This window comes from Actinomadura sp. WAC 06369, from assembly GCF_003947565.1.
GTDB classification, from domain to species: Bacteria; Actinomycetota; Actinomycetes; order Streptosporangiales; family Streptosporangiaceae; genus Spirillospora; species Spirillospora rifamycini.
The window spans coordinates 1-18,112 of sequence record NZ_QHJN01000160.1 but is presented as its reverse complement, the minus strand read 5'-3'; the positions used below and the strand labels follow the sequence as shown (position 1 = coordinate 18,112).

Annotated in this window: 15 protein-coding genes and 1 rRNA gene; 8 read left to right on the top strand and 8 right to left on the bottom strand. The window is 74.1% G+C overall.

The features are described from left to right. Together DMH08_RS31705 and DMH08_RS31700 are read right to left on the bottom strand one after the other, a co-directional pair. Window positions 1-931: DUF4192 domain-containing protein (locus DMH08_RS31705; RefSeq protein WP_148108613.1), on the bottom strand; the 931-nt coding region annotated here is incomplete at its 3' end. Between the two features lie 60 nt (window positions 932-991). After that, complete coding sequence (locus DMH08_RS31700) at window positions 992-1,489, bottom strand: phosphoribosyltransferase (RefSeq protein WP_026405022.1); 498 nt, start codon at window positions 1,487-1,489, stop codon at window positions 992-994. Window positions 1,490-1,650: 161 nt separating this feature from the next. Here DMH08_RS31700 and DMH08_RS31695 point away from each other — a divergent pair, with 161 nt between their 5' ends. Both DMH08_RS31695 and DMH08_RS31690 read left to right on the top strand, forming a co-directional pair. Then, a complete protein-coding gene (locus DMH08_RS31695; protein ID WP_125619659.1) occupies window positions 1,651-3,699 on the top strand; it encodes an ATP-dependent DNA helicase in 2,049 nt (682 codons plus the stop codon). 76 nt (window positions 3,700-3,775) lie between these two features. Then, window positions 3,776-4,765, top strand: coding sequence for an aldo/keto reductase (locus tag DMH08_RS31690; protein WP_026405024.1), 990 nt, complete (start codon window positions 3,776-3,778; stop codon window positions 4,763-4,765). On the opposite strand, the gene DMH08_RS31685 is transcribed toward DMH08_RS31690, so the two are convergent. The 4 genes from DMH08_RS31685 to DMH08_RS42015 all read right to left on the bottom strand — a co-directional run bounded on the left by DMH08_RS31685 (window position 4,762) and on the right by DMH08_RS42015 (window position 9,466). Beyond that, complete coding sequence (locus DMH08_RS31685) at window positions 4,762-5,256, bottom strand: DUF523 domain-containing protein (RefSeq protein WP_026405025.1); 495 nt, start codon at window positions 5,254-5,256, stop codon at window positions 4,762-4,764. The two genes, DMH08_RS31690 and DMH08_RS31685, sit on opposite strands and share 4 nt — an antisense overlap. 24 nt (window positions 5,257-5,280) lie before the next feature. Beyond that, window positions 5,281-6,099, bottom strand: coding sequence for an SDR family NAD(P)-dependent oxidoreductase (locus DMH08_RS31680; RefSeq protein WP_125619655.1), 819 nt, complete (start codon window positions 6,097-6,099; stop codon window positions 5,281-5,283). Window positions 6,100-6,182: 83 nt separating this feature from the next. Continuing rightward, the gene (locus tag DMH08_RS31675; RefSeq protein ID WP_125619653.1) at window positions 6,183-7,760 is read right to left on the bottom strand and encodes a flavin-containing monooxygenase; all 1,578 of its coding nucleotides are present in this window, start codon (window positions 7,758-7,760) and stop codon (window positions 6,183-6,185) included. A 14-nt stretch (window positions 7,761-7,774) separates the two neighbouring features. Continuing rightward, window positions 7,775-9,466: a diiron oxygenase gene (locus tag DMH08_RS42015; RefSeq protein WP_233617925.1), complete on the bottom strand. Its 1,692-nt coding sequence runs from the start codon at window positions 9,464-9,466 to the stop codon at window positions 7,775-7,777. Window positions 9,467-9,705: 239 nt separating this feature from the next. On the opposite strand from DMH08_RS42015, the gene DMH08_RS31660 reads away from it, so the two are divergent. The 4 genes from DMH08_RS31660 to DMH08_RS31645 all read left to right on the top strand — a co-directional run bounded on the left by DMH08_RS31660 (window position 9,706) and on the right by DMH08_RS31645 (window position 14,871). Further along, window positions 9,706-10,500, top strand: coding sequence for an ABC transporter ATP-binding protein (locus DMH08_RS31660; RefSeq protein ID WP_125619651.1), 795 nt, complete (start codon window positions 9,706-9,708; stop codon window positions 10,498-10,500). After that, window positions 10,497-13,007: an ABC transporter permease gene (locus DMH08_RS31655; RefSeq protein ID WP_125619649.1), complete on the top strand. Its 2,511-nt coding sequence runs from the start codon at window positions 10,497-10,499 to the stop codon at window positions 13,005-13,007. The genes DMH08_RS31660 and DMH08_RS31655 overlap by 4 nt, the downstream gene beginning before the upstream one ends. A 94-nt stretch (window positions 13,008-13,101) precedes the next feature. After that, a complete protein-coding gene (locus DMH08_RS31650; RefSeq protein WP_026405031.1) occupies window positions 13,102-14,313 on the top strand; it encodes a pyridoxal phosphate-dependent aminotransferase in 1,212 nt (403 codons plus the stop codon). Window positions 14,314-14,379: 66 nt separating this feature from the next. Further along, entirely contained in the window at window positions 14,380-14,871 is a 492-nt protein-coding gene (locus tag DMH08_RS31645; protein ID WP_125619647.1) for a hypothetical protein, read from the top strand. On the opposite strand, the gene DMH08_RS31640 is transcribed toward DMH08_RS31645, so the two are convergent. Beyond that, window positions 14,861-15,769, bottom strand: coding sequence for an NADP-dependent oxidoreductase (locus tag DMH08_RS31640; RefSeq protein ID WP_125619645.1), 909 nt, complete (start codon window positions 15,767-15,769; stop codon window positions 14,861-14,863). The genes DMH08_RS31645 and DMH08_RS31640 overlap by 11 nt on opposite strands. 169 nt (window positions 15,770-15,938) lie before the next feature. Here DMH08_RS31640 and DMH08_RS31635 point away from each other — a divergent pair, with 169 nt between their 5' ends. After that, a complete protein-coding gene (locus DMH08_RS31635) occupies window positions 15,939-16,646 on the top strand; it encodes a YqeB family protein (protein WP_125619643.1) in 708 nt (235 codons plus the stop codon). Window positions 16,647-16,761: 115 nt separating this feature from the next. Next, a complete protein-coding gene (locus tag DMH08_RS31630; protein ID WP_125619641.1) occupies window positions 16,762-17,955 on the top strand; it encodes an MFS transporter in 1,194 nt (397 codons plus the stop codon). Between the two features lie 42 nt (window positions 17,956-17,997). Here the strand turns inward: DMH08_RS31630 and rrf are convergent. Further along, window positions 17,998-18,112: ribosomal RNA gene (gene rrf / locus DMH08_RS31625) — 5S ribosomal RNA — on the bottom strand; the annotation flags it as partial.

The window sequence follows — 18,112 nt, the reverse complement described above, 5'->3', positions numbered from 1 at the left end:
GGGTCATGCGCATCTTGGCCTTGGAGGGCGGGATGCCCGAGGTGATGACCTGGCGCAGGAGGACGGCCATCGAGTAGCAGGGGTCGGCGTCGAGGGCCCGGTCGAGGGCGATGTTGGCGAGGCCGCCGTCGCCCGCGGCGTAGGCGGCGTAGGCGAGGAGGGCGGCGGGGCCGGCGGCGTAGGGGGCGCGGACGCGGCGGGTGACGTCGCGCCAGAACCGGATGTCCTCCGCGGGCGCGTCCTCGTCGATGCGGATCCACGCCTCGTCGCGGACGCGGCGGTCGGTGAGCAGCACGCCGAGCCAGGCGACCTCGTCGTCGGTGAGGTCGCCGGAGAGGGAGGCGATGAACGCGACCCCCTCTTCGGCGGCCTTGGAGCGGTAGCGGGCGGAGGGCTCGCGGGCTCGGGCGAGGAACCGTTTCTCGGCGCGTTCGGTGGCGGAGCGGAGGGCGGGGGTGTCCGGGACGGGCTGGAGCGAGCGGACCAGTTCGTCCCGGTCGGCGAGGACGACGTGCCCGGCGAAGGTCGCCTGGGCGGCGACGACGCTGCCGGTGCTGTCGTAGGGCGTGCCCTCGGCCGGGCAGCAGTCGTCGTCGCAGGTCAGCGACCACCATCGGTGGGCGTCGACGCGGATGGCCTCGACGGTGTCGACGCCCGCGGCGGCGAGGGCCGCGCGCATGGCGACGGCGGCGGCGGCGACCTCTTCCGGGCCGCCGTACCCGAGCAGGAGGGCCCGGCGGAAGCCGTTGCCGGCGAGCATCCCGGCCGCCTGCCCGGCGGCGCCGTCCACCGGTAAATCCAGGCGGACGGCGCAGGTGTTCGGCGGCCCGTCGAAGCCGATCACGACGAGGCTGCGGGACGGGTGGAAGCCGAGCACGTACGGGACGGCGGCGATGGCGTCCTGGGCGGAGCGGATGACCAGTGGACTCATGCCATCGACGTTCGCAGGCGGACGTGCGGGGCCGTCAAAAAACCGGGCCCTGTGGATAACTCAGGCGTCGAGGACCTGGTGGGGCTTGCTGACGACCGGGGGCTCGGTGGACCAGGGGAAGTTGATCCAGCGGTCGGTGTGCCGCCAGACGTACTCGCACTTGACCGAGGACGCGGGCTTCTCGTACACGACCGCGCAGCGGACGTCCGCGACGTGGTCGGCGCAGAAGTCGCGGACGAGCTTGAGGGTCGCGCCGGTGTCGGCGACGTCGTCGGCGACGAGGACCTTCGCGCCGGACAGGTCCACGGCGTTGGGGACGGGGGGCAGCATGACCGGCAGGTCGAGGCGTTCGTCGACGCCGGTGTAGAACTCGACGTTCATCACGTGCAGGTTCTTCACGTCCAGCGCGTAGCCGAGGGATCCGGCGACGAACAGGCCGCCGCGGGCGATGGACAGGATCAGGTCGGGGCGGTAGCCGCTGTCGGCGACCGCCTGCGCCAGCTCGCGGCTCGCGGCGCCGAACAACTCCCAGGTCAGGACTTCTCTTTCAGCAGACACGCCACCATCTTGGCCGACCCCGGCCGTGCATCGAACGCGAGCCCCCGCAAAGGGGGCGTCCCGGTTCCGGGACGGGACGCGGCTGTCGGCGGCGGACGGTAGGGTCGGGCGTCGTGCCCGCCCCAGAACTGCTCACCGGCAGCGACACCCAGATTCCGGACATGGCGACCCTGCTCGCCGCCGCCGTCGAGGCCATCGGGGGCGCCGAGCGCCCCGGCCAGACGGCGATGGCGGAGGCCGTCCGCAAGGCGATCGAGTCGGGCGAGCACGTCGCGGCCCAGGCCGGCACCGGCACCGGCAAGTCGCTCGCGTACCTGGTCCCGGCGATCCGGCACGCGGTGGAGAAGCAGACCACGGTGGTGGTGTCGACGGCGACGATCGCGCTGCAGCGCCAGCTCGTCGACCGCGACCTGCCGCGGCTCGCGGAGGCGCTCGGGCCGCTGCTGGGGACGGAGCTGCGGTTCGCGATCCTCAAGGGCCGGCGCAACTACCTGTGCCTGCACCGGGTGCAGACGGGCGTGCCGGACGAGGAGGACGGCGGCCCCGGGCTGTTCGACCCGCAGCAGCTGTCGTCGCTGGGCCGGCAGGTCAAGCGGCTGAACGAGTGGGTCGAGGAGACCACGACGGGCGACCGGGACGAGCTGGTGCCCGGGGTGAGCGAGCAGGCGTGGCGGCAGGTCGCGGTCAGCGCGAAGGAGTGCCTGGGGGCGCAGCGCTGCCCGCACGGGACGGACTGCTTCGCCGAGCTGGCGCGCGCGCAGGCCGGGGACGCGCACATCGTGGTGACGAACCACGCGCTGCTGGCGATCGACGCGCTGGAGGAGTTCCAGGTCCTGCCGGAGCACGACGTGGTGATCGTGGACGAGGCGCACGAGCTGGTCGACCGGGTGACGTCGGTGGCGACGGGCGAGCTGAGCGCGCCGGCCGTCGAGACGGCGGCGCGGCGCTGCGGGCGGCTGATCGAGGAGGGCCTCGCCGACCGGCTGAAGGAGGCGGGCGAGGGGCTCGGCGTCCTGCTGGAGGACATGCCGGGCGGGCGGATGGACGTCCTGTCGCCGGCGCTCGGCAACACCCTGGCCGTCGTGCAGGACGCGGCGCACGCCGCGATCACCGCGCTGGGCCCGGAGCGGAAGGACAACGACCCCGGCGACATGGCCGCGCGGAAGGCGGCGCGGTCGTCGCTGGAGGACGTGCACGACACGGCCGTGCGGCTGCTGGAGGCGTTCCAGCCGGAGATCGCGCAGCGGTTCGACGTGGTGTGGCTGGAGAAGCCGTTCGTGCAGGAGGGGCGCCCGAAGCGGCCGCCGGCGCTGCACGTCGCGCCGATCGGGGTGGGCGGGCTGCTCCGGACGACGCTGTTCGAGCAGCGCACGACGGTGCTGACGTCGGCGACGCTGACGCTGGGCGGGTCGTTCGAGCCGCTGGCCCGCCAGTGGGGCCTGCCGCCGCTGGGCGACGGCGCCCCGCGGGACGCGCGGACGGCCGCGGAGGGGCTCGGGGTCACCGCGGACAAGGACGCCAAGGAGAGCAAGGTCGCCTGGTCGGGCCTGGACGTGGGGTCCCCGTTCGACCATCCGAAGTCGGGCATCCTGTACGTCGCGCGGCATCTGCCGCAGCCGGGGCGGGACGGCCTCGCCGACGCCTACCTCACCGAGATCACCGAGCTGATCGAGGCGGCGGGCGGCCGGACGCTGGGCCTGTTCTCCTCGATGCGGGCCGCGCGGCAGGCGGCGGACGAGCTGAAGGACCACCTGTCGCATCCGCTGCTGTGCCAGGGCGAGGATTCGACGAGCCAGCTGGTCGCGCGGTTCGCCGAGGACGAGCGGACCTGCCTGTTCGGCACGCTGTCGCTGTGGCAGGGGGTGGACGTGCCGGGCCCGTCCCTGCAGCTCGTGATCATGGACCGGATCCCGTTCCCGCGCCCGGACGACCCGGTGTCGTCGGCACGGTCGCGGGCGGTGGCGGCCGCGGGCGGCAACGGGTTCATGTCGGTGGCGGCGACGCACGCGGCGCTGCTGCTCGCGCAGGGCGCGGGCCGGCTGCTGCGGTCGATGGACGACCGCGGCGTCGTCGCGGTCCTCGATCCGCGACTGGCGACCGCGCGGTACGGCGCGTTCCTGAAGAACTCGCTGCCGCCGTTCTGGGCGACGACCGACCCGGAGGTCGTGCGGGGCGCGCTCCGCCGGCTCGACGCGGCCGCCGGGAAGTAGTCCGCTTCGTCCCGGTACGTGGGAGGCTGGGGAGGCGGTTCGAGGCGGGGCCTCACCGCTTACCGAGAGGGGTCTTGTGCGTTACCGAGTGCTGGGACGGACCGGTCTGCGCGTGTCGGAGATCTTCTTCGGCGCGATGAGCTTCTTCGAGGACGGTCCCGGCCACGAGGCCATGCTGGACGTCTACGCCGACGCGGGCGGCAACGTCATCGACACGGCGTCGGCGTACGGGGAGAGCGAGGCCGTGCTGGGCGGGCTGCTCGCGGGGCGCCGCGACCGGTTCGTGCTGGCGACCAAGTACACGGTCTCCCGCGACCCGGACGACCCGAACGGCGGCGGCAACCACCGCAAGAACCTGGTGCTGTCGCTGGAGCGGAGCCTGCGGAGGCTGCGGACCGACTACGTCGATTTGCTGTGGGTGCACGTGTGGGACCGCCGCACGCCGATCGAGGAGACGATGCGGGCGCTGGACGACGTCGTCCGCTCGGGGAAGGTCCTGTACGTCGGGATCTCGGACGCGCCCGCGTGGGTGGTGTCGCGCGCGAACACGCTCGCGGAGTGGCGGGGCTGGACGCCGTTCGCGGGCGTCCAGGTGCCGTACAACCTGCTGAACCGGGACGCGGAGCGGGAGTTGCTGCCGATGGCGGACGAGCTGGGGTTGAGCGTCGCCGCGTGGGCGCCGCTGGCCCGGGGCGTCCTGTCCGGGAAGTTCTCCGGGCCGCGGCCGCCGGACGGCGCCACGCGCGTGGACGCGTCCGCGCTGGGCGAGCGCGACCACGCGGTGGCGCGTGCGGTGGTGGAGGTCGCCGGGGAGCTGGGCGTGCCGGCGTCGCAGGTCGCGCTGGCGTGGACGCGGGCGCGGTGGCCCCGGGTGCATCCGATCGTGGGGGCGAGGGACGCGGCGCAGCTCGCCGAGAACCTCGGCGCCGCGGACGTCGTCCTGCCGGCGGAGGCGGTGGCGCGGCTGGAGGCGGCGACGGGCTTCGAGCCGGGGTTCCCGGCCGAGTTCATCGCGCAGTGCGACGAGCCCGGGACGGGCGTGTACGGCAACGCCGAGGTGTACTAGCGGGATTCGAGGTCGGTCAGGAGCGCTTGGACGGCCGCGAGGTCGTCCTCGCCGAAGACGCGGACGCCCGCGCGTTCGAGGAGGGCGGTGGTGACGCCCTCGCCGGGCGTCGCGGCGCCGGTGAAGGTGCCGTCGTAGATCCGGTCGCTGCCGCAGGAGGGGCTGCCCTCCTTGAGGACGGCGACGCGGGCGCCGGCGCGGCGGGCGGTGTCGAGGGCGTGGCGGGCGCCGCGCAGGAAGGCGTCCGTCACGTCCTCGCCGGCGGCGGTGCGGACGGCGGCGGTGCCGTCGAGGACGGCCCGGCCGTCGCCGCCGACGATCTCGGCGGGCGGGCGCGGCACGGCGAGCCCGCCCGACACCTCCGGGCAGCAGGGGACGAGCCGGCCCTCGGCGCGCCAGCGCGCGAAGAGTCCGTCGTCGACCGGTTTGGCCGCGCCGTCGTAGCGGACGGGCCGCCCCGCGAGGCAGGAGCTGACCAGGATCCGTTCCACGCGCCCCAGCCTACGCGGGGCGCGCTACTTGCCCCCGCGGATGCGGCCGACGGCGAACTGCGCGACGCGCACGGCCCCGGACGGGCTGAAGCGGGCGCCCCGCCAGGCGGCGCGGCCGTGCCGGGGGGCGACGATCAGCGCCTGGTTGCGGTCGACGCCGCGCATGATGTCGCGGGCGAGCTTCTCGGCGGTGTAGAGGAACGGCGACGTCTTCTTGATGTCGCCGGTGGCGTCGCCGCTGAGGGCGGTCTCGGGCAGGTCGGGGTTGACGTTGGTGAGCAGCGGGGTGTTGACGAAGCTGGGGCAGACGACGCTGACCTTGACGCCGCGCCCGGCGGCCTCGGCGCGCAGGCCGAGGGAGAGGCCGACGACGGCGTGCTTGGTGGCGGTGTAGGGGATGCCGACGGGCATGGGGACGAGCCCGGCGAGGGACGCGGTGTTGACGATGTGGCCGCTCCCCTGCTCCAGCATGATCGGGTAGGCGGCGTTGACGCCGTGGACGACGCCCCTGAGGTTGATGTCGATCGCGCGGTTCCAGTGGTCGAGGGTGAGTTCCTCGGCCAGGCCGCCGACGGCGATGCCGGCGTTGTTGAAGACGCGGTCGAGGCGCCCGTGCTCGTCCTTGACGCCCCGGTACAGCTCGGTGACGGCGTCGGCGTCGGTGACGTCGAGGCGGGCGGAGGCGGCCTTGCCGCGGCCGAGGGTGTTCAGCCGCTCGGCGACGGCCTCGGCGCCGGCCTCGTTGACGTCGGTGACCACGACGGTGTCGCCGCGCGCCACCAGGGACGTGGCGATCGCACGGCCGATGCCGGATGCGCCTCCGGTCACGATCGCGATGCTCATTGCGCGCTCCGCTCGGTAATTGGATGGTGTGTCGAATTGCAGGTGATTGTATCGGCGCGGGGAGCCCGCCGATATGGGCCCCGTCACGGAACCGCCGCTCCGCGCGCCGGCGCGTCCGGCTCGATCTCGAAGTCGGCGGGGTCGATGCGGCGGGTCCGCAGCCAGTAGGCGACGGTGGACGCGGGCCACGCGGCGCGGTTGGCGCCGTCGCGGTCGAGGTACCAGCTCGTGCAGCCCCCGGACACCCAGACCGCGCCCTCGGACTTCCGCCGCACCCACGCGTTGAACCGGTCCTGGGCGGACGGACGGACGGAGATGCGGCCCCCGCCGGACGCGTCGAGCAGCGCGAGGCACTGCAGGACGTACCGGACCTGCGCCTCGATGATGAAGATCATCGAATTGTGGCCGAGGCCGGAGTTCGGCCCGAGCAGCAGGAACAGGTTCGGGAAGCCGGCCACGGTGACGCCGAGGTGCGCCTCGATGCCGTCCTTCCACGCGTCCTGGATCCGCAGTCCGTCCCGGCCGGTGATGCGGGCGTCGTCGAACGCGTCGGTGACGTGGAAGCCGGTGCCGAAGATGATCGCGTCGACCTCGTGCTCGCGGCCGTCCCGCGTCACGATCGACCGCGGGCGCACCTCGGCGATGCCCTCGGTGGTCAGCTCGACGCCGGGCCGCATGAGCGCCGGGTAGTAGTCGCTGGACACGAGCGTCCGCTTGCAGCCCATCGTGTAGTCGGGGACGAGCTTGCGGCGCAGCTCCCGGTCCGGCACCTGGCGCGCCAGGTGCCACCGGGCCAGGCCGCTGGCCAGCTTGAGCAGCCGTGGGTTCTTGAACCCGACGACGAAGCTCTCCTGCACCAGGTAAATGCCGTTGCGGTACCCGCGCTGCACGCCCGGGACGTGCCGGAAGAGCGCCTTCTCCAGGCCGGTGACGCGGCGGTCGGGTTTGGGCAGGATCCACGGCGGCGTCCGCTGGAACACCGTGAGGGACGCGGCCTTCTTCGCGATCTGCGGGACGAACTGGACCGCCGACGCGCCCGTCCCGATGACGGCGACGCGCTTGCCGGCGAGGTCGTAGGAGTGGTCCCACTCGGCGGAGTGGAAGGCGGCCCCCTGGAACGACTCCAGCCCCGGCAGGTCCGGGATGTTCGGCCGGTGCAGCGGCCCCATGCCCGCCACGACGGCCCGCGCCCGGACGATCTCGTCCCCGCGGCCCTCGCCGTCCCCGCCGTCCCGGCCGTCCGGGCCGCCGGGCGCGACGGTGACGCGCCAGGTGCCGGTGGCGTCGTCGTACTCGGCGCCCGTCACCTCGGCGCGGAACCGGATGTGCTGCGCGAGGTCGTACTTGTCGACGACGTCCTTGATGTACTGCAGCAGTTCGCCCTGCTTCGGGAACATCCGGGACCAGTCGCTCTTGGGCTCGAAGGAGAACGAGTACAGCAGCGACATGATGTCGCAGGCGCAGCCGGGGTAGGTGTTCTCCCGCCACGTCCCGCCCACCTCGCCGGCCTTCTCCAGGACGACGAAGTCGTGGACGCCGGCCTTCTTCAGTCCGATCGCCATCCCGAGGCCGGAGAAGCCGGTCCCGATGATCGCGACCCGGTACGGTCCGCCGGGCCCCGCCGCGGGCGTGACCGCGGCGGGGCGCGTCTCGTCCGCCATGTCGGCGCCCGGTCTCAGGCGGCCTCGGCGGACGGGACGGGGCGGCGCTTCTTCGGCTCGTCCCAGATCCCGAACGCCTTCCAGATCCGCTTGCCGACCGGGTCGATGACGCCCAGCTCGGCCATCAGGTCGCGGATCTTGCCGACCGAGTTGGCGATCTCCGCCTGGGCCGCCTCGCCGCGGTAGGCCGCGCGCACGACGTCCGGCGGGATATTGAAGTGGCGGACCATCGGGCCGGGCGGGGACAGCATGATCCGCGCCATCACGCCGAGGACGACCGGGGTGAACAGCCCGAGGACCCGGCGGCGCACCGGGTGCATGCGCGGGACCCGGTGCTTGAGGTAGTGCCGGGCGAAGGAGATGTGCCGGGCCTCCTCCGCGATGTGGATCTTCATGATCGTCTCTTCGAGCGGGTGCTTGATGTGCCCGTTCTTGAGCGACCGGCGCTGCACGTAGTCGATGGGGTCCTCGCCGCCGAGCACGAACACGAAGAACATCTCCGTGCTGATCAGCGGGATCCACGGCGCGGCCTGCGCGACGAACGTCAGCGACTTCGGCATGCCGCGGATCGGCAACTTCGTCCGGTTCACGAACTCCTGGAACATCATGCCGTGGTGGCATTCCTCGGTCGTCTCATGGTATACGTACCGGAATTCGGGCCGCCCGTTCGGCAGCCAGTACGCGTAGTTGAGCAGCCCGCGCTTGAGCAGGTTCTCGAACTGCAGGCCGATCTTCATCGCGGTCGCGACCCGCCACAGCCCGATCTGCGCCCGGATCTCGGGCGGCTGCGAGCGGTACCACTCGGTCGCGCCGAGCCGGTCGAACTCCGGCAGGGTCCAGCGCGGGTCGTTCTTGTCGATCGCGAAGTCGGGGTCGTCCCACGGGATGTCGGCGTACGCCTCCCAGTGCTTGTCCACGGACGCCTTGTTCAGGCGGTCGATGACGCCGAGGTAGGACTTCCTGTCCTTGACCTGCTCGCGCACTTCGGCGGCGAGGTCGGTGGGGGCTTCGGGCATGGTGCGCTCCCTGGGGGGTGACGCGCCGGCCTCGGGGGCTCCGGGTTCCGGCACGATGAGCCGGGCGACGTCCTTGATCTGGCGCAGCACGGCGGCCTGGTGGCCGTCCGCGTCGTCGTCCAGCGCGTTCTGGATGGACAGGCCGATGAACATCGCGAACAGGCCGCGCAGCATCGTCGGGACGAAGTCGGCGGGCAGCGTGTTCGCGGGGAAGAGGCGCTCGAAGGTCTCGAGGATGACCTGCAGGACCCGCTCGTTGAGGTCCTGGCAGAGGGGGCGCAGCTCGTCGTCGGTGCGGGCCGCGACGGCCAGCTCGGTGAGGGCCTTGGCCGGGCGGCCGCGGAACACCTGCCAGAGCAGGTCGAGGGCGCCCTCGACATTGCGGCGCTCGGCGGGCAGCACCGCGAAGGCCGTCTCGTACGCCAGCCGCTGCGCCTCCAGCAGGTGCTCCAGCGCCGCCGCGACGAGGACCATCTTCGTCGGGTAGTGGTGCTGCTGGGCGCCGCGCGAGACGCCCGCGCGGCGCGCGACCTCGGTGGTGGACGTCCGGGACCAGCCGAGATCGACGAGGCACTCCATGGTCGCCTCCAGGAGCCGCGCCCGGGTCCGCGACCGGCGCTCCTCCTGGGTGCGGCGGCCGCGGCCGTGGCGGCGTTCCGGGGGGTTCCGTCGCCGCGCGCTTACTGACACGCCTCGACCGTACGAGCGCACTAACAAGCAATCAAGCCTGCATGTATGTTGCCCGCATCACAATTGGACGTCGCGTCTTATTGATCTTCGCGCAGGTCGCCGGGCCCCGCCCGCCGCGGCGCCGGCCGCCCGTACACCGGAAGGCGTAGCCGGACGGCGGCGCGTGCTCCGCAGGGCGCAGCGGCGATGCATCTCCGGGCCCGACGACGTACCGGCCCTCCGGCCGGGAGCATCACCGCATGAGCGGATCAGCAGCGGCGCGGACGGCGTCCGGGGCGTCCCCGCGCGGTCGCTCCGGCGGCGCGCACACCGAGCGCCTCACCAAGGTGCACGGGTCCGGGCCGATGGCGGTCCGGGCCCTCGACGACGTCAGCGCGGTGTTCCCGGCCGGGCGGTTCACCGCGATCATGGGGCCGTCCGGTGCGGGGAAGTCCACGCTGCTGCACTGCGCCGCCGGGCTGGAGGACGCGACGTCCGGCCGGGTGTTCGTGGGCGACGAGGAGCTCGGGACGCTGTCCGACCGGCGCCTCACCCGGCTCCGGCGCGAACGCATCGGGTTCGTGTTCCAGGCGTTCAACCTGCTCCCGGCGCTGACCGCGCACGACAACATCGTCCTGCCGGTGACGCTGGCCGGACGGGCGCCCGACACCGCGTGGTTCGACACGGTCGTCCGCGTCCTGCGGCTCGGCGACCGGCTCGGCGACCGGCTCGCGCACCGGCCGGCGGAGCTGTCGGGCGGGCAGCGGCAGCGGGTCGCGCTGGCCCGCGCGCTCGTCACCCGCCCGGACATCGTGTTCGCGGACGAGCCGACCGGCAACCTCGACTCCCGCAGCGGCGCCGAGGTGCCGGCGCTGCTGCGCGGCGCCGTCGACGACCTCGGGCAGACCGTCGCGATGGTCACCCACGACCCGGCCGCCGCGGCGCACGCCGACGCGGTCGTGTTCCTGGCCGACGGCAGGATCGCCGACGTCATGGACGCCCCGACCGAGGGCCGCGTCCTCGACCGGATGCGGGAACCGGGAGGACGGCCGTGATCGGGCTCGCGCTCAAGGAGATCCGGGCCCGCCGGCGCCGCCTGGCGGGCGCGCTGACCGCGGTGTTCCTCGGCGTCGCGTTCCTCACCGGGACGCTCGTCCTCGGCGACACCCTCGCGAGCAGCCTCGACTCCTCCTACTCCGGCTCCTACGGCCGGACGGACGTCGTGGTGCGGAACGCGACGGACGTGAGCGACTCCCCGTGGGGCTCGCGCGGCGAGATCGACGCGGCGGCCCTCGACCGGGTGCGGGCCGTGGACGGCGTCGCGCACGCGGCGCCGCTCGTCCAGGGGTCCGGGCAGGTCCTCGGCGCGGACGGCCGGGTGGTCGAGACCCGCGGCCCGCGCGACGCCGGGAACTGGATCACCGACCCCGCGCTCAACCCGTACCGGGTGGCCGAGGGCCGCGCGCCCCGCGCGCCGGACGAGGTCGTCGTGAACCGGCTGACCGCCGAGCTGGGCGGGCTGCGCGTCGGGGACCGGACGGCCGTCCTCACGCCGCGCCGGGTCCCGGTGACGATCGTCGGGATCAGCACGTTCGGCGACGAGAAGGCGTTCGGGGAGTCGGCGTTCACCGCGTTCACGCTGGAGGGCGCGCGCCGGCACGTCGCCGCGTCCCCCGACCGGATCGCCGCCGTCCGGATCCGCGCGGCCGACGGCACCGGCCCCGCGGAACTGGCCGCGCGCGTGGGCGCGGTCCTGCCCGCCGGGGCGGAGGCCGTCACCGCCGACGCGGCCGCCGCGGAGAGCCTCGGCGACGTCGAGAGCGGCATGCTCGGCACGTTCCGCGTCGTAATCGCCGCGTTCGGCGGCGTCGCGCTGCTCGTCGCGGCGTTCACCATCCACAACACGTTCGCGATCACCGTGGCGCAGCGGACCCGCGAGTCGGCGCTGCTGCGCGTGCTCGGCGCGGACCGGCGGCAGGTGCTCGCCCTCGTCGGCGCCGAGGCCCTCGCGGTCGGTACCGTCGCCACGGCCGCCGGGCTGGCGGGCGGCGTCGGGTTCGCGGCGCTGCTGCGGCGGGTGTTCGCCGAGTTCCGCATCGGGATCGCGATGGAGAGCCTGGCCGTCTCGGCGACCACACCGCTCATCGCGGTGCCGGTGGGGGTCCTGGTGACCCTCGCCGCCGCGCTCGGCCCCGCGCTGCGCGCGTCCCGGACGGCGCCCCTGACCGCGCTGCGGGACGCGGCGGCCGAGCCCGGCGGCCCCGCGGAAGCGCGCGCGATCATCGGCGGCGTGTTCGCGACGGTCGCCGCGGGCGCGGTCGTGACCGGCGCGGTCGCCGGGCGGACGCCCCTCGCGGGCGCCGGCGCGCTGCTGTTCGTCCTCGCGCTGGTGGTGCTGGGGCCGGTGGGGGTCCGCCCGGCCGCGGCGGCCGTCGGCGGCCCGGCGGCGCGGCTGCGCGGCGTCCCGGGCGCGTTCGCCCGCGCCAACGCGTGCCGCAGCCCCCGGCGGACGGCCGGCGCCGCGACCGCGCTGATGATCGGCGTCGGGGTCGTGAGCTTCTGCACCGTGTTCGTCGGCTCGCTGGGCGCGTCCCTCGAACGCGGCGTCGCCGGGTCGTTCACGGGCCGGTTCGTCGTCGACGCGGGCGGCAACGAGACCGGCGGGTTCGACACCCGGTTCGTCGAGGAGGCGGACGCGCTCCCCCAGACCGGCGCCGTCGCGGGGCTCGGCACCGGCACCGTCCGGATGGCCGGGGAGGTCGCGACCGTGAGCGTCGCCGACCCGTCCGCGCTCCGCCGCGTCCTGGACCTGGACGTCGTGCAGGGCGCCCTCGCGGACCCGCGGACGTTCGCCGTGTCGGAGGCCGCCGCGCGGGAGCGGGGCTGGCGGACCGGCTCCCGGGTCCCGGTGACGTTCGCCGACGGCGCCTCGCGGACCCTCACCGTCGGGGCCGTCTACGCCGCCACCGACCTCGCGGGCGACCACCTCGTCCCCCGCGCCGTGTGGGAGGCGCACGGCGGGCGGCCGCTCGCCCGCACGGCGTTCGTCGCCGTCGCGCCCGGCGTCCCCCCGGCGGACGCCCGCCGCGCCCTCACCGCGCTCGCGGCCCGGTACGGGGCGCCGGACGTGCGGACGCGCGACGAGTTCGTCGCGTCCCGGACCGAGCGGCAGCGCGCCTTCCTCCCGGTGATCTACGGGATGCTGGGCCTCGCGATCGTGGTGGCGCTGCTCGGCATCGCGAACACGCTGTCGCTGGCGGTGCACGAGCGGACCCGGGAGCTCGGCCTGCTGCGCGCGGTCGGCGCGACCCGCGCCCAGGTCAGGTCGATCGTCCGCTGGGAATCGGTGATCGTCGCGCTGTTCGGCACGGCCGGCGGGCTCCTGGTCGGGGTGTTCCTCGGCTGGGGCGTCGGCGGCGCCCTCGGCAACCCGTTCGCGCCGCAGCCGGTGCCGCTGGCGGTGATCGCGCTCGGCGGCGCCGCCGCCGGGACGCTCGCCGCGGTCCGCCCGGCGCGCCGCGCCGCACGCGCCGCCGTCCTGACCGCCGTCGCCGCGCCCTGACCCGCTACCGGACGGTCGCCCGGCGTGACGGCGCGCGCCGGGTGCGTCACCCCGCCGTGCGAATACCCGGCCCCCGCGCGGATATGGTGTGTCCATGCAGGTCAACCAGTCGGGCAAACTGAGCAACGTCTGTTACGACATCCGGGGGCCGGTCCTCAAGCGCGCCAAGCAGCTCGAGGCCCAGGGGCACCGCATCCTCAAGCTGAACATCGGCAACCCCGCCCCGTTCGGTTTCGAGGCGCCGCCGGAACTGCTCCAGGACATGATCCGCAACCTGCCGGAGGCGCACGGCTACAGCGACTCCAAGGGCATCCTCCCCGCCCGCCGCGCCGTCGTGCAGCGGTTCGAGGAGAACGGTGTCGGCGGCGTCGACGTCGAGGACGTCTACCTCGGCAACGGCGTGTCCGAACTGATCGTGATGACCCTGCAGGCGCTGCTCAACAACGGCGACGAGGTCCTCATCCCCGCCCCCGACTACCCGCTGTGGACGGCGTCCGCGTCGCTGTGCGGCGGCACGCCCGTCCACTACCTGTGCGACGAGGACGCCGACTGGGCGCCAGACACCGACGACATCGAGGCGAAGGTCACCGAGCGGACCCGGGCGATCGTCCTGATCAACCCGAACAACCCGACCGGCGCCGTCTACCCGCGCGAGGTGCTGACCCGCATCGCCGAGATCGCCCGGCGGCACAACCTGATCGTCTTCGCCGACGAGATCTACGACCGGATCCTGTACGACGACACCGAGCACGTCCCGATCGCGTCGCTGGCCCCCGACCTGCTGTGCCTCACCTTCGGCGGCCTGTCCAAGAACTACCGGGTCGCCGGTTTCCGCTCCGGCTGGGTCGTGCTGTCCGGCCCGAAGGAGCACGCCGAGTCCTACATCGAGGGCCTCGACATCCTCGCGAACATGCGGCTGTGCCCGAACGTCCCCGGCCAGCACGCCATCCAGGCCGCGCTCGGCGGCTACCAGAGCATCGACGACCTGGTGCTGCCCACCGGCCGCCTCGGCGAGCAGCGCGACCGCGCCTGGAAGCTGCTCAACGACCTGCCCGGCGTGTCGTGCGTCCAGCCGAAGGGCGCCCTGTACGTCTTCCCCCGCCTCGACCCCGAGATGTACCCGATCGAGGACGACATGCGCTTCGCGCTCGACCTGCTCGAGCAGCAGAAGCTCCTCGTCGTCCAGGGAACGGGCTTCAACTGGCCGACCACCGACCACTTCCGCGTCGTCACGCTCCAGTACGCCGACGACCTGGAGGAGTCGATCAACCGCATCGGCACGTTCCTGGACTCCTACCGCCGCTGACCCCCCGGGACCGGCGCGCCGTTCCCGGCCCCCGGCACGCGCCCCGGACCGGCGGGTCCGCCGGGCTTGCCCCTCAAGCGGCTCGAGACCCGAGGGTCGTCGGCGTCGCGCCGTCCGGCGGGGCCGGGCTCGCCGTCCGCGGCCACGGCGGCTCCGGCCCCGCGATCGTCCTTCTGCCCGGCGGCGGCCGCACGATGGACGACCGGCGGCTCGTCGTGCCGCCCCTCACCTCCGCCGACCTGCGCGTCGTCACCGCCGTCCTGCGGGGGCACGGCGCGCCCCGGACGCCGCACGGGCCGCCGGACCCCGGACGCCGCGCGGGCCACCGCCGCACAAACCTCCGCCGCGTTCGCCGCCGCCCATGGCCGCCGCGACGGGCCCTGGCTCCGCCGCCGGCCCGCCGAACGCCTCCGCGACGGCGCCGACGACCGCTTCCCCCGGTACTGGACGCTCATCGCCGACATCAACGGCGAGCCCGCGAAGCCCGATCCCCTCCCGGCCGGTCGGTGGTCCCTCGCCGCGCTCGACGTGGCGGACGTCCGTCCGCTCAGTCCATGACCAGGACCGTCTTGCCGCGCCCGTGCCCGGTCGCGACCTGCCGGTGCGCGTCGGCGGCCCGCGTCCACGAGTGGGCTCCCCGCACGTGCAGGTCGAGCCGGCCCTCCTCGTAGTACCGGACGGCCTCGGCGACGCGCGCGATCGTCCGCTTCTCCCTCGACACGAGCCGCACCCCGAGTTCCGCGGCGCGGCCGTGCTCCACGAGGGTGACGATGCGCCCGGGATCCTTCACGAGCTCGAGCGACACCGCGAGCGCGTCGCCGCCCGCACCGTCGAGCGCCGCGTCCACCCCGCCGGGCGCCGCCGCGCGCACCCGGTCCGCGAGCCCGTCCCCGTACCGGACGGGGGTCGCGCCGAGCGCCCGCAGGTAGTCGTGGTTGCCCTCGCTCGCCGTCCCGACGACCGCGGCCCCCGCGATCCGGGCGAGCTGGACGGCGACGGCACCGACGCCCCCGGCGGCGGCGTGCACCAGCAGCGTGTCCCCCGCACCGACGCCCAGGTCCTCGAGCGCGATGTGCGGCGTCATCACCGCCGCGGAGAACCCGCCCGCGACCTCCCACGGCATCGCGGCCGGCTTGCGGGTGACCTGCGCCGCGGGGACGACGACGAACTCCGCGTAGCAGCCGAGCATCGAGAAGCCCAGCACCTCGTCGCCCACCGCGACACCGGCGGCCCCGTCGCCGACCTCGTCCACCACGCCCGCGAACTCGTTCCCCGGCACCGGATCGGGCGCGGCGCCCGGCGGCGTGTACCCCGCGCGGACCGCCAGGTCGATCGGCTGGACGCCCGCCGCCCGCACCCGCACCCGCACGTCCCCCGGCCCGGCGTGCGGCGTCGGCGCCTCCGAGATCCGCAGCACCTCCGGCCCGCCCGGCTCGGCGGCGGCGACGACCTTCATGGTGATCCTCCCTGTTCCTCGAACGAGCCCCACGCTAGGACCTCGACCGAACTTGAGGTCAACCTGCGGTCGACCTTGGTCGGTACCGAACTCGCCCTAAGTCCGTCGCGGGCCAATGCCTCGGAACGCGAACCTTCCAGGGTCGGAAACAAGCAGAGGAGGAACAGGCGTGCGGAAGAGTACCGAGCAGGCCCCGGGCAAGGGCCGGGAGACCGTCCTGAGCGAGCCGGCGTGGCGCACCGCGTGCGTCTACGTCGTCTGCGCGCTCGTCGGAGCGGGGCTCGGCTTTCTCGTCGGTCCCCTGGCCGACTGGCTGGTGAAACTCCCCTGGGCGCCGATGCAGGGTCCGGCCGAACTGGTCGCCTCCATCCCGTCCCCGTGGCTCATCACCGCCGGTGCCCTCGCGGGCCTGGCCATCGGCTTCATCGCCCACTTCGAGCAGCTGACGCTCCGCCTCGTGGACGACCGGGTCATGCTCAACCGCAAGGGCCGCGACCACGAGTTCGCCCGCGCGGACGTCGCGTCGGCCTTCCGGGACGGCAAGCACCTCGTCATCCTCGGTCACAGCGGCGCGGAACTCTTCCGCGAGGAGTGCGGCCTCGACTTCGATGGCGTCGCCGGCGCCTTCACCGCGCACGGTTACGTCTGGGCCGGCAGCGATCCGCACCGGGACGAGTTCCGCCGCTGGGTCCCCGGTCTTTCCGGCCTGCCGGAGGGCGCGAACGCCGTCCTCATGGCCCGCGCGGAGCCGCTGAAGGAGAAGGGGCCGGACGCCGACGACGTCCAGGAGCTCCGCAGGGAGCTGGCCCGCCTCGGCGTCGTGGTCCGGGACGCGAAGCGGCGGCAGTACGTGAGGACGACGCAACCCACGGACTGAGTAGCGGCGGGGCGGGGGCACCGGTCCGGGGCGTCCCGAAAAGGCTTGGCGGCGAGGCTGGACCGTTCCCTAGGTTGAGGAGCCGAGATCCTTTCGTCTCCCACCTAGGACCGCCGTGCCCCGCTGGTTGCTCGCGCTCGCGACGGGAGCGCTCGTCTTCTACACCGATGACTACGTCATCGCAGGAGTCCTGCCCGAGATCGCCCGTTCCCTCGATGTCAGCGAGGGAACGGCCGGGCAGCTCGTCACCGTCTTCTCCATGACCGTTGCGGTCGCCGCGCCGCTCGCCGCCGTCGCCACCGCCCGGCTTCCCCGCCGGACCGTCCTGGTCGCGGCGGCGCTCGTCTTCACCGCCGCGAATCTCGGCGCCGCGTTCAGCCCGTCTTTCCCGGCGCTGATGGCGCTGCGGGTCGCGGCGGCGCTGTCCGCCGCGGCCGCGACGCCCGCGCTCTTCGCGACCGCCGCGCGCCTCGCCGCCCCTGGACGCACGGGACGCGCCGTCGCCGCCGTCGCGTTCGGCGTCACCGGAGCGATCGCGTTCGGTGTACCCGCCGGTGCCTGGATCGGAGGAGCGTTCGGCTGGCGCGCGACGTTCGCGCTGATGGCCGCCGCGGGCGCGCTCGTCGCTCTCGCGTTCGCGACCGCGCTGCCCCGCGCCGCCGGCGAGCAGAACGCCCTGCCGGTGCGCGACCAGATCGCCGTCCTCGCCCGTCCCGCCATCTCCATGGGGCTGGCGGCGAACGTCGTGCTGATGTTCGGCTCGATGATGCTGCTGACGTACCTGGCACCGTTCACCGCCGCCCTCGCGGACGCCGACGTCACCGACCGCGGCGTCCTGTTCGCCGTCTCCGGCCTGGCGGGCATGGTCGGCATCTGGGCGGGCGGACGCGCGACCGACGCCTGGGGTCCCGACCGCACCCTCGCCGCCGGTGTAGGGGCGTTCGTCGCGACCATGGCGGCGCTGGTCGCTCTGTGGCCGCTGCGCCCCGTACCGGTCGTGCTGCTTCTCGGCATCGTGACGGTGTGGGGCGGCGCGGCGTTCTGGAACTCCCCGGCCGTCCAGGCGAGGCTTCACCTGCTGGCGGGTCCCGTCGCCACGCAGGCCCTGGCGCTCAACACGTCCGGCACGTACATCGGCGTCGCGGTGGGCGGAGGTGTCGGTGGCGCCGTGCTGGACGCCGCCGGTCCCGGCCCGCTCCCCACCGTCGCCGGAGCCGCCGGCCTCGTCGCTCTCGGCCTCTTCGTCACTGCCGCCCGCCTGCACCACGCAGGGACCGACCAAGGGATGCCGGAGACCATCCGGAAATGAGAAAGGCCCCGCCGTAAACGGCGGGGCCTCCCCACAAAAAATGTCCGGCGGCGTCCTACTCTCCCACACAGTCTCCCATGCAGTACCATCGGCGCTGAAAGGCTTAACTACCGGGTTCGGAATGGGACCGGGTGTTTCCCTCTCGCCATAACCACCG

Bases quoted from the DNA above. Each gene is read 5' to 3' on its own strand.
- DMH08_RS31695 (WP_125619659.1), top strand. From the start codon at position 1,651: ATGGCGACCCTGCTCGCCGCCGCCGTCGAGGCCATCGGGGGCGCCGAG.
- DMH08_RS31680 (WP_125619655.1), bottom strand. From the start codon at position 6,099: ATGAGCATCGCGATCGTGACCGGAGGCGCATCCGGCATCGGCCGTGCG.
- DMH08_RS31675 (WP_125619653.1), bottom strand. From the start codon at position 7,760: ATGGCGGACGAGACGCGCCCCGCCGCGGTCACGCCCGCGGCGGGGCCC.
- DMH08_RS31660 (WP_125619651.1), top strand. From the start codon at position 9,706: ATGAGCGGATCAGCAGCGGCGCGGACGGCGTCCGGGGCGTCCCCGCGC.
- DMH08_RS31650 (WP_026405031.1), top strand. From the start codon at position 13,102: ATGCAGGTCAACCAGTCGGGCAAACTGAGCAACGTCTGTTACGACATC.
- DMH08_RS31640 (WP_125619645.1), bottom strand. From the start codon at position 15,769: ATGAAGGTCGTCGCCGCCGCCGAGCCGGGCGGGCCGGAGGTGCTGCGG.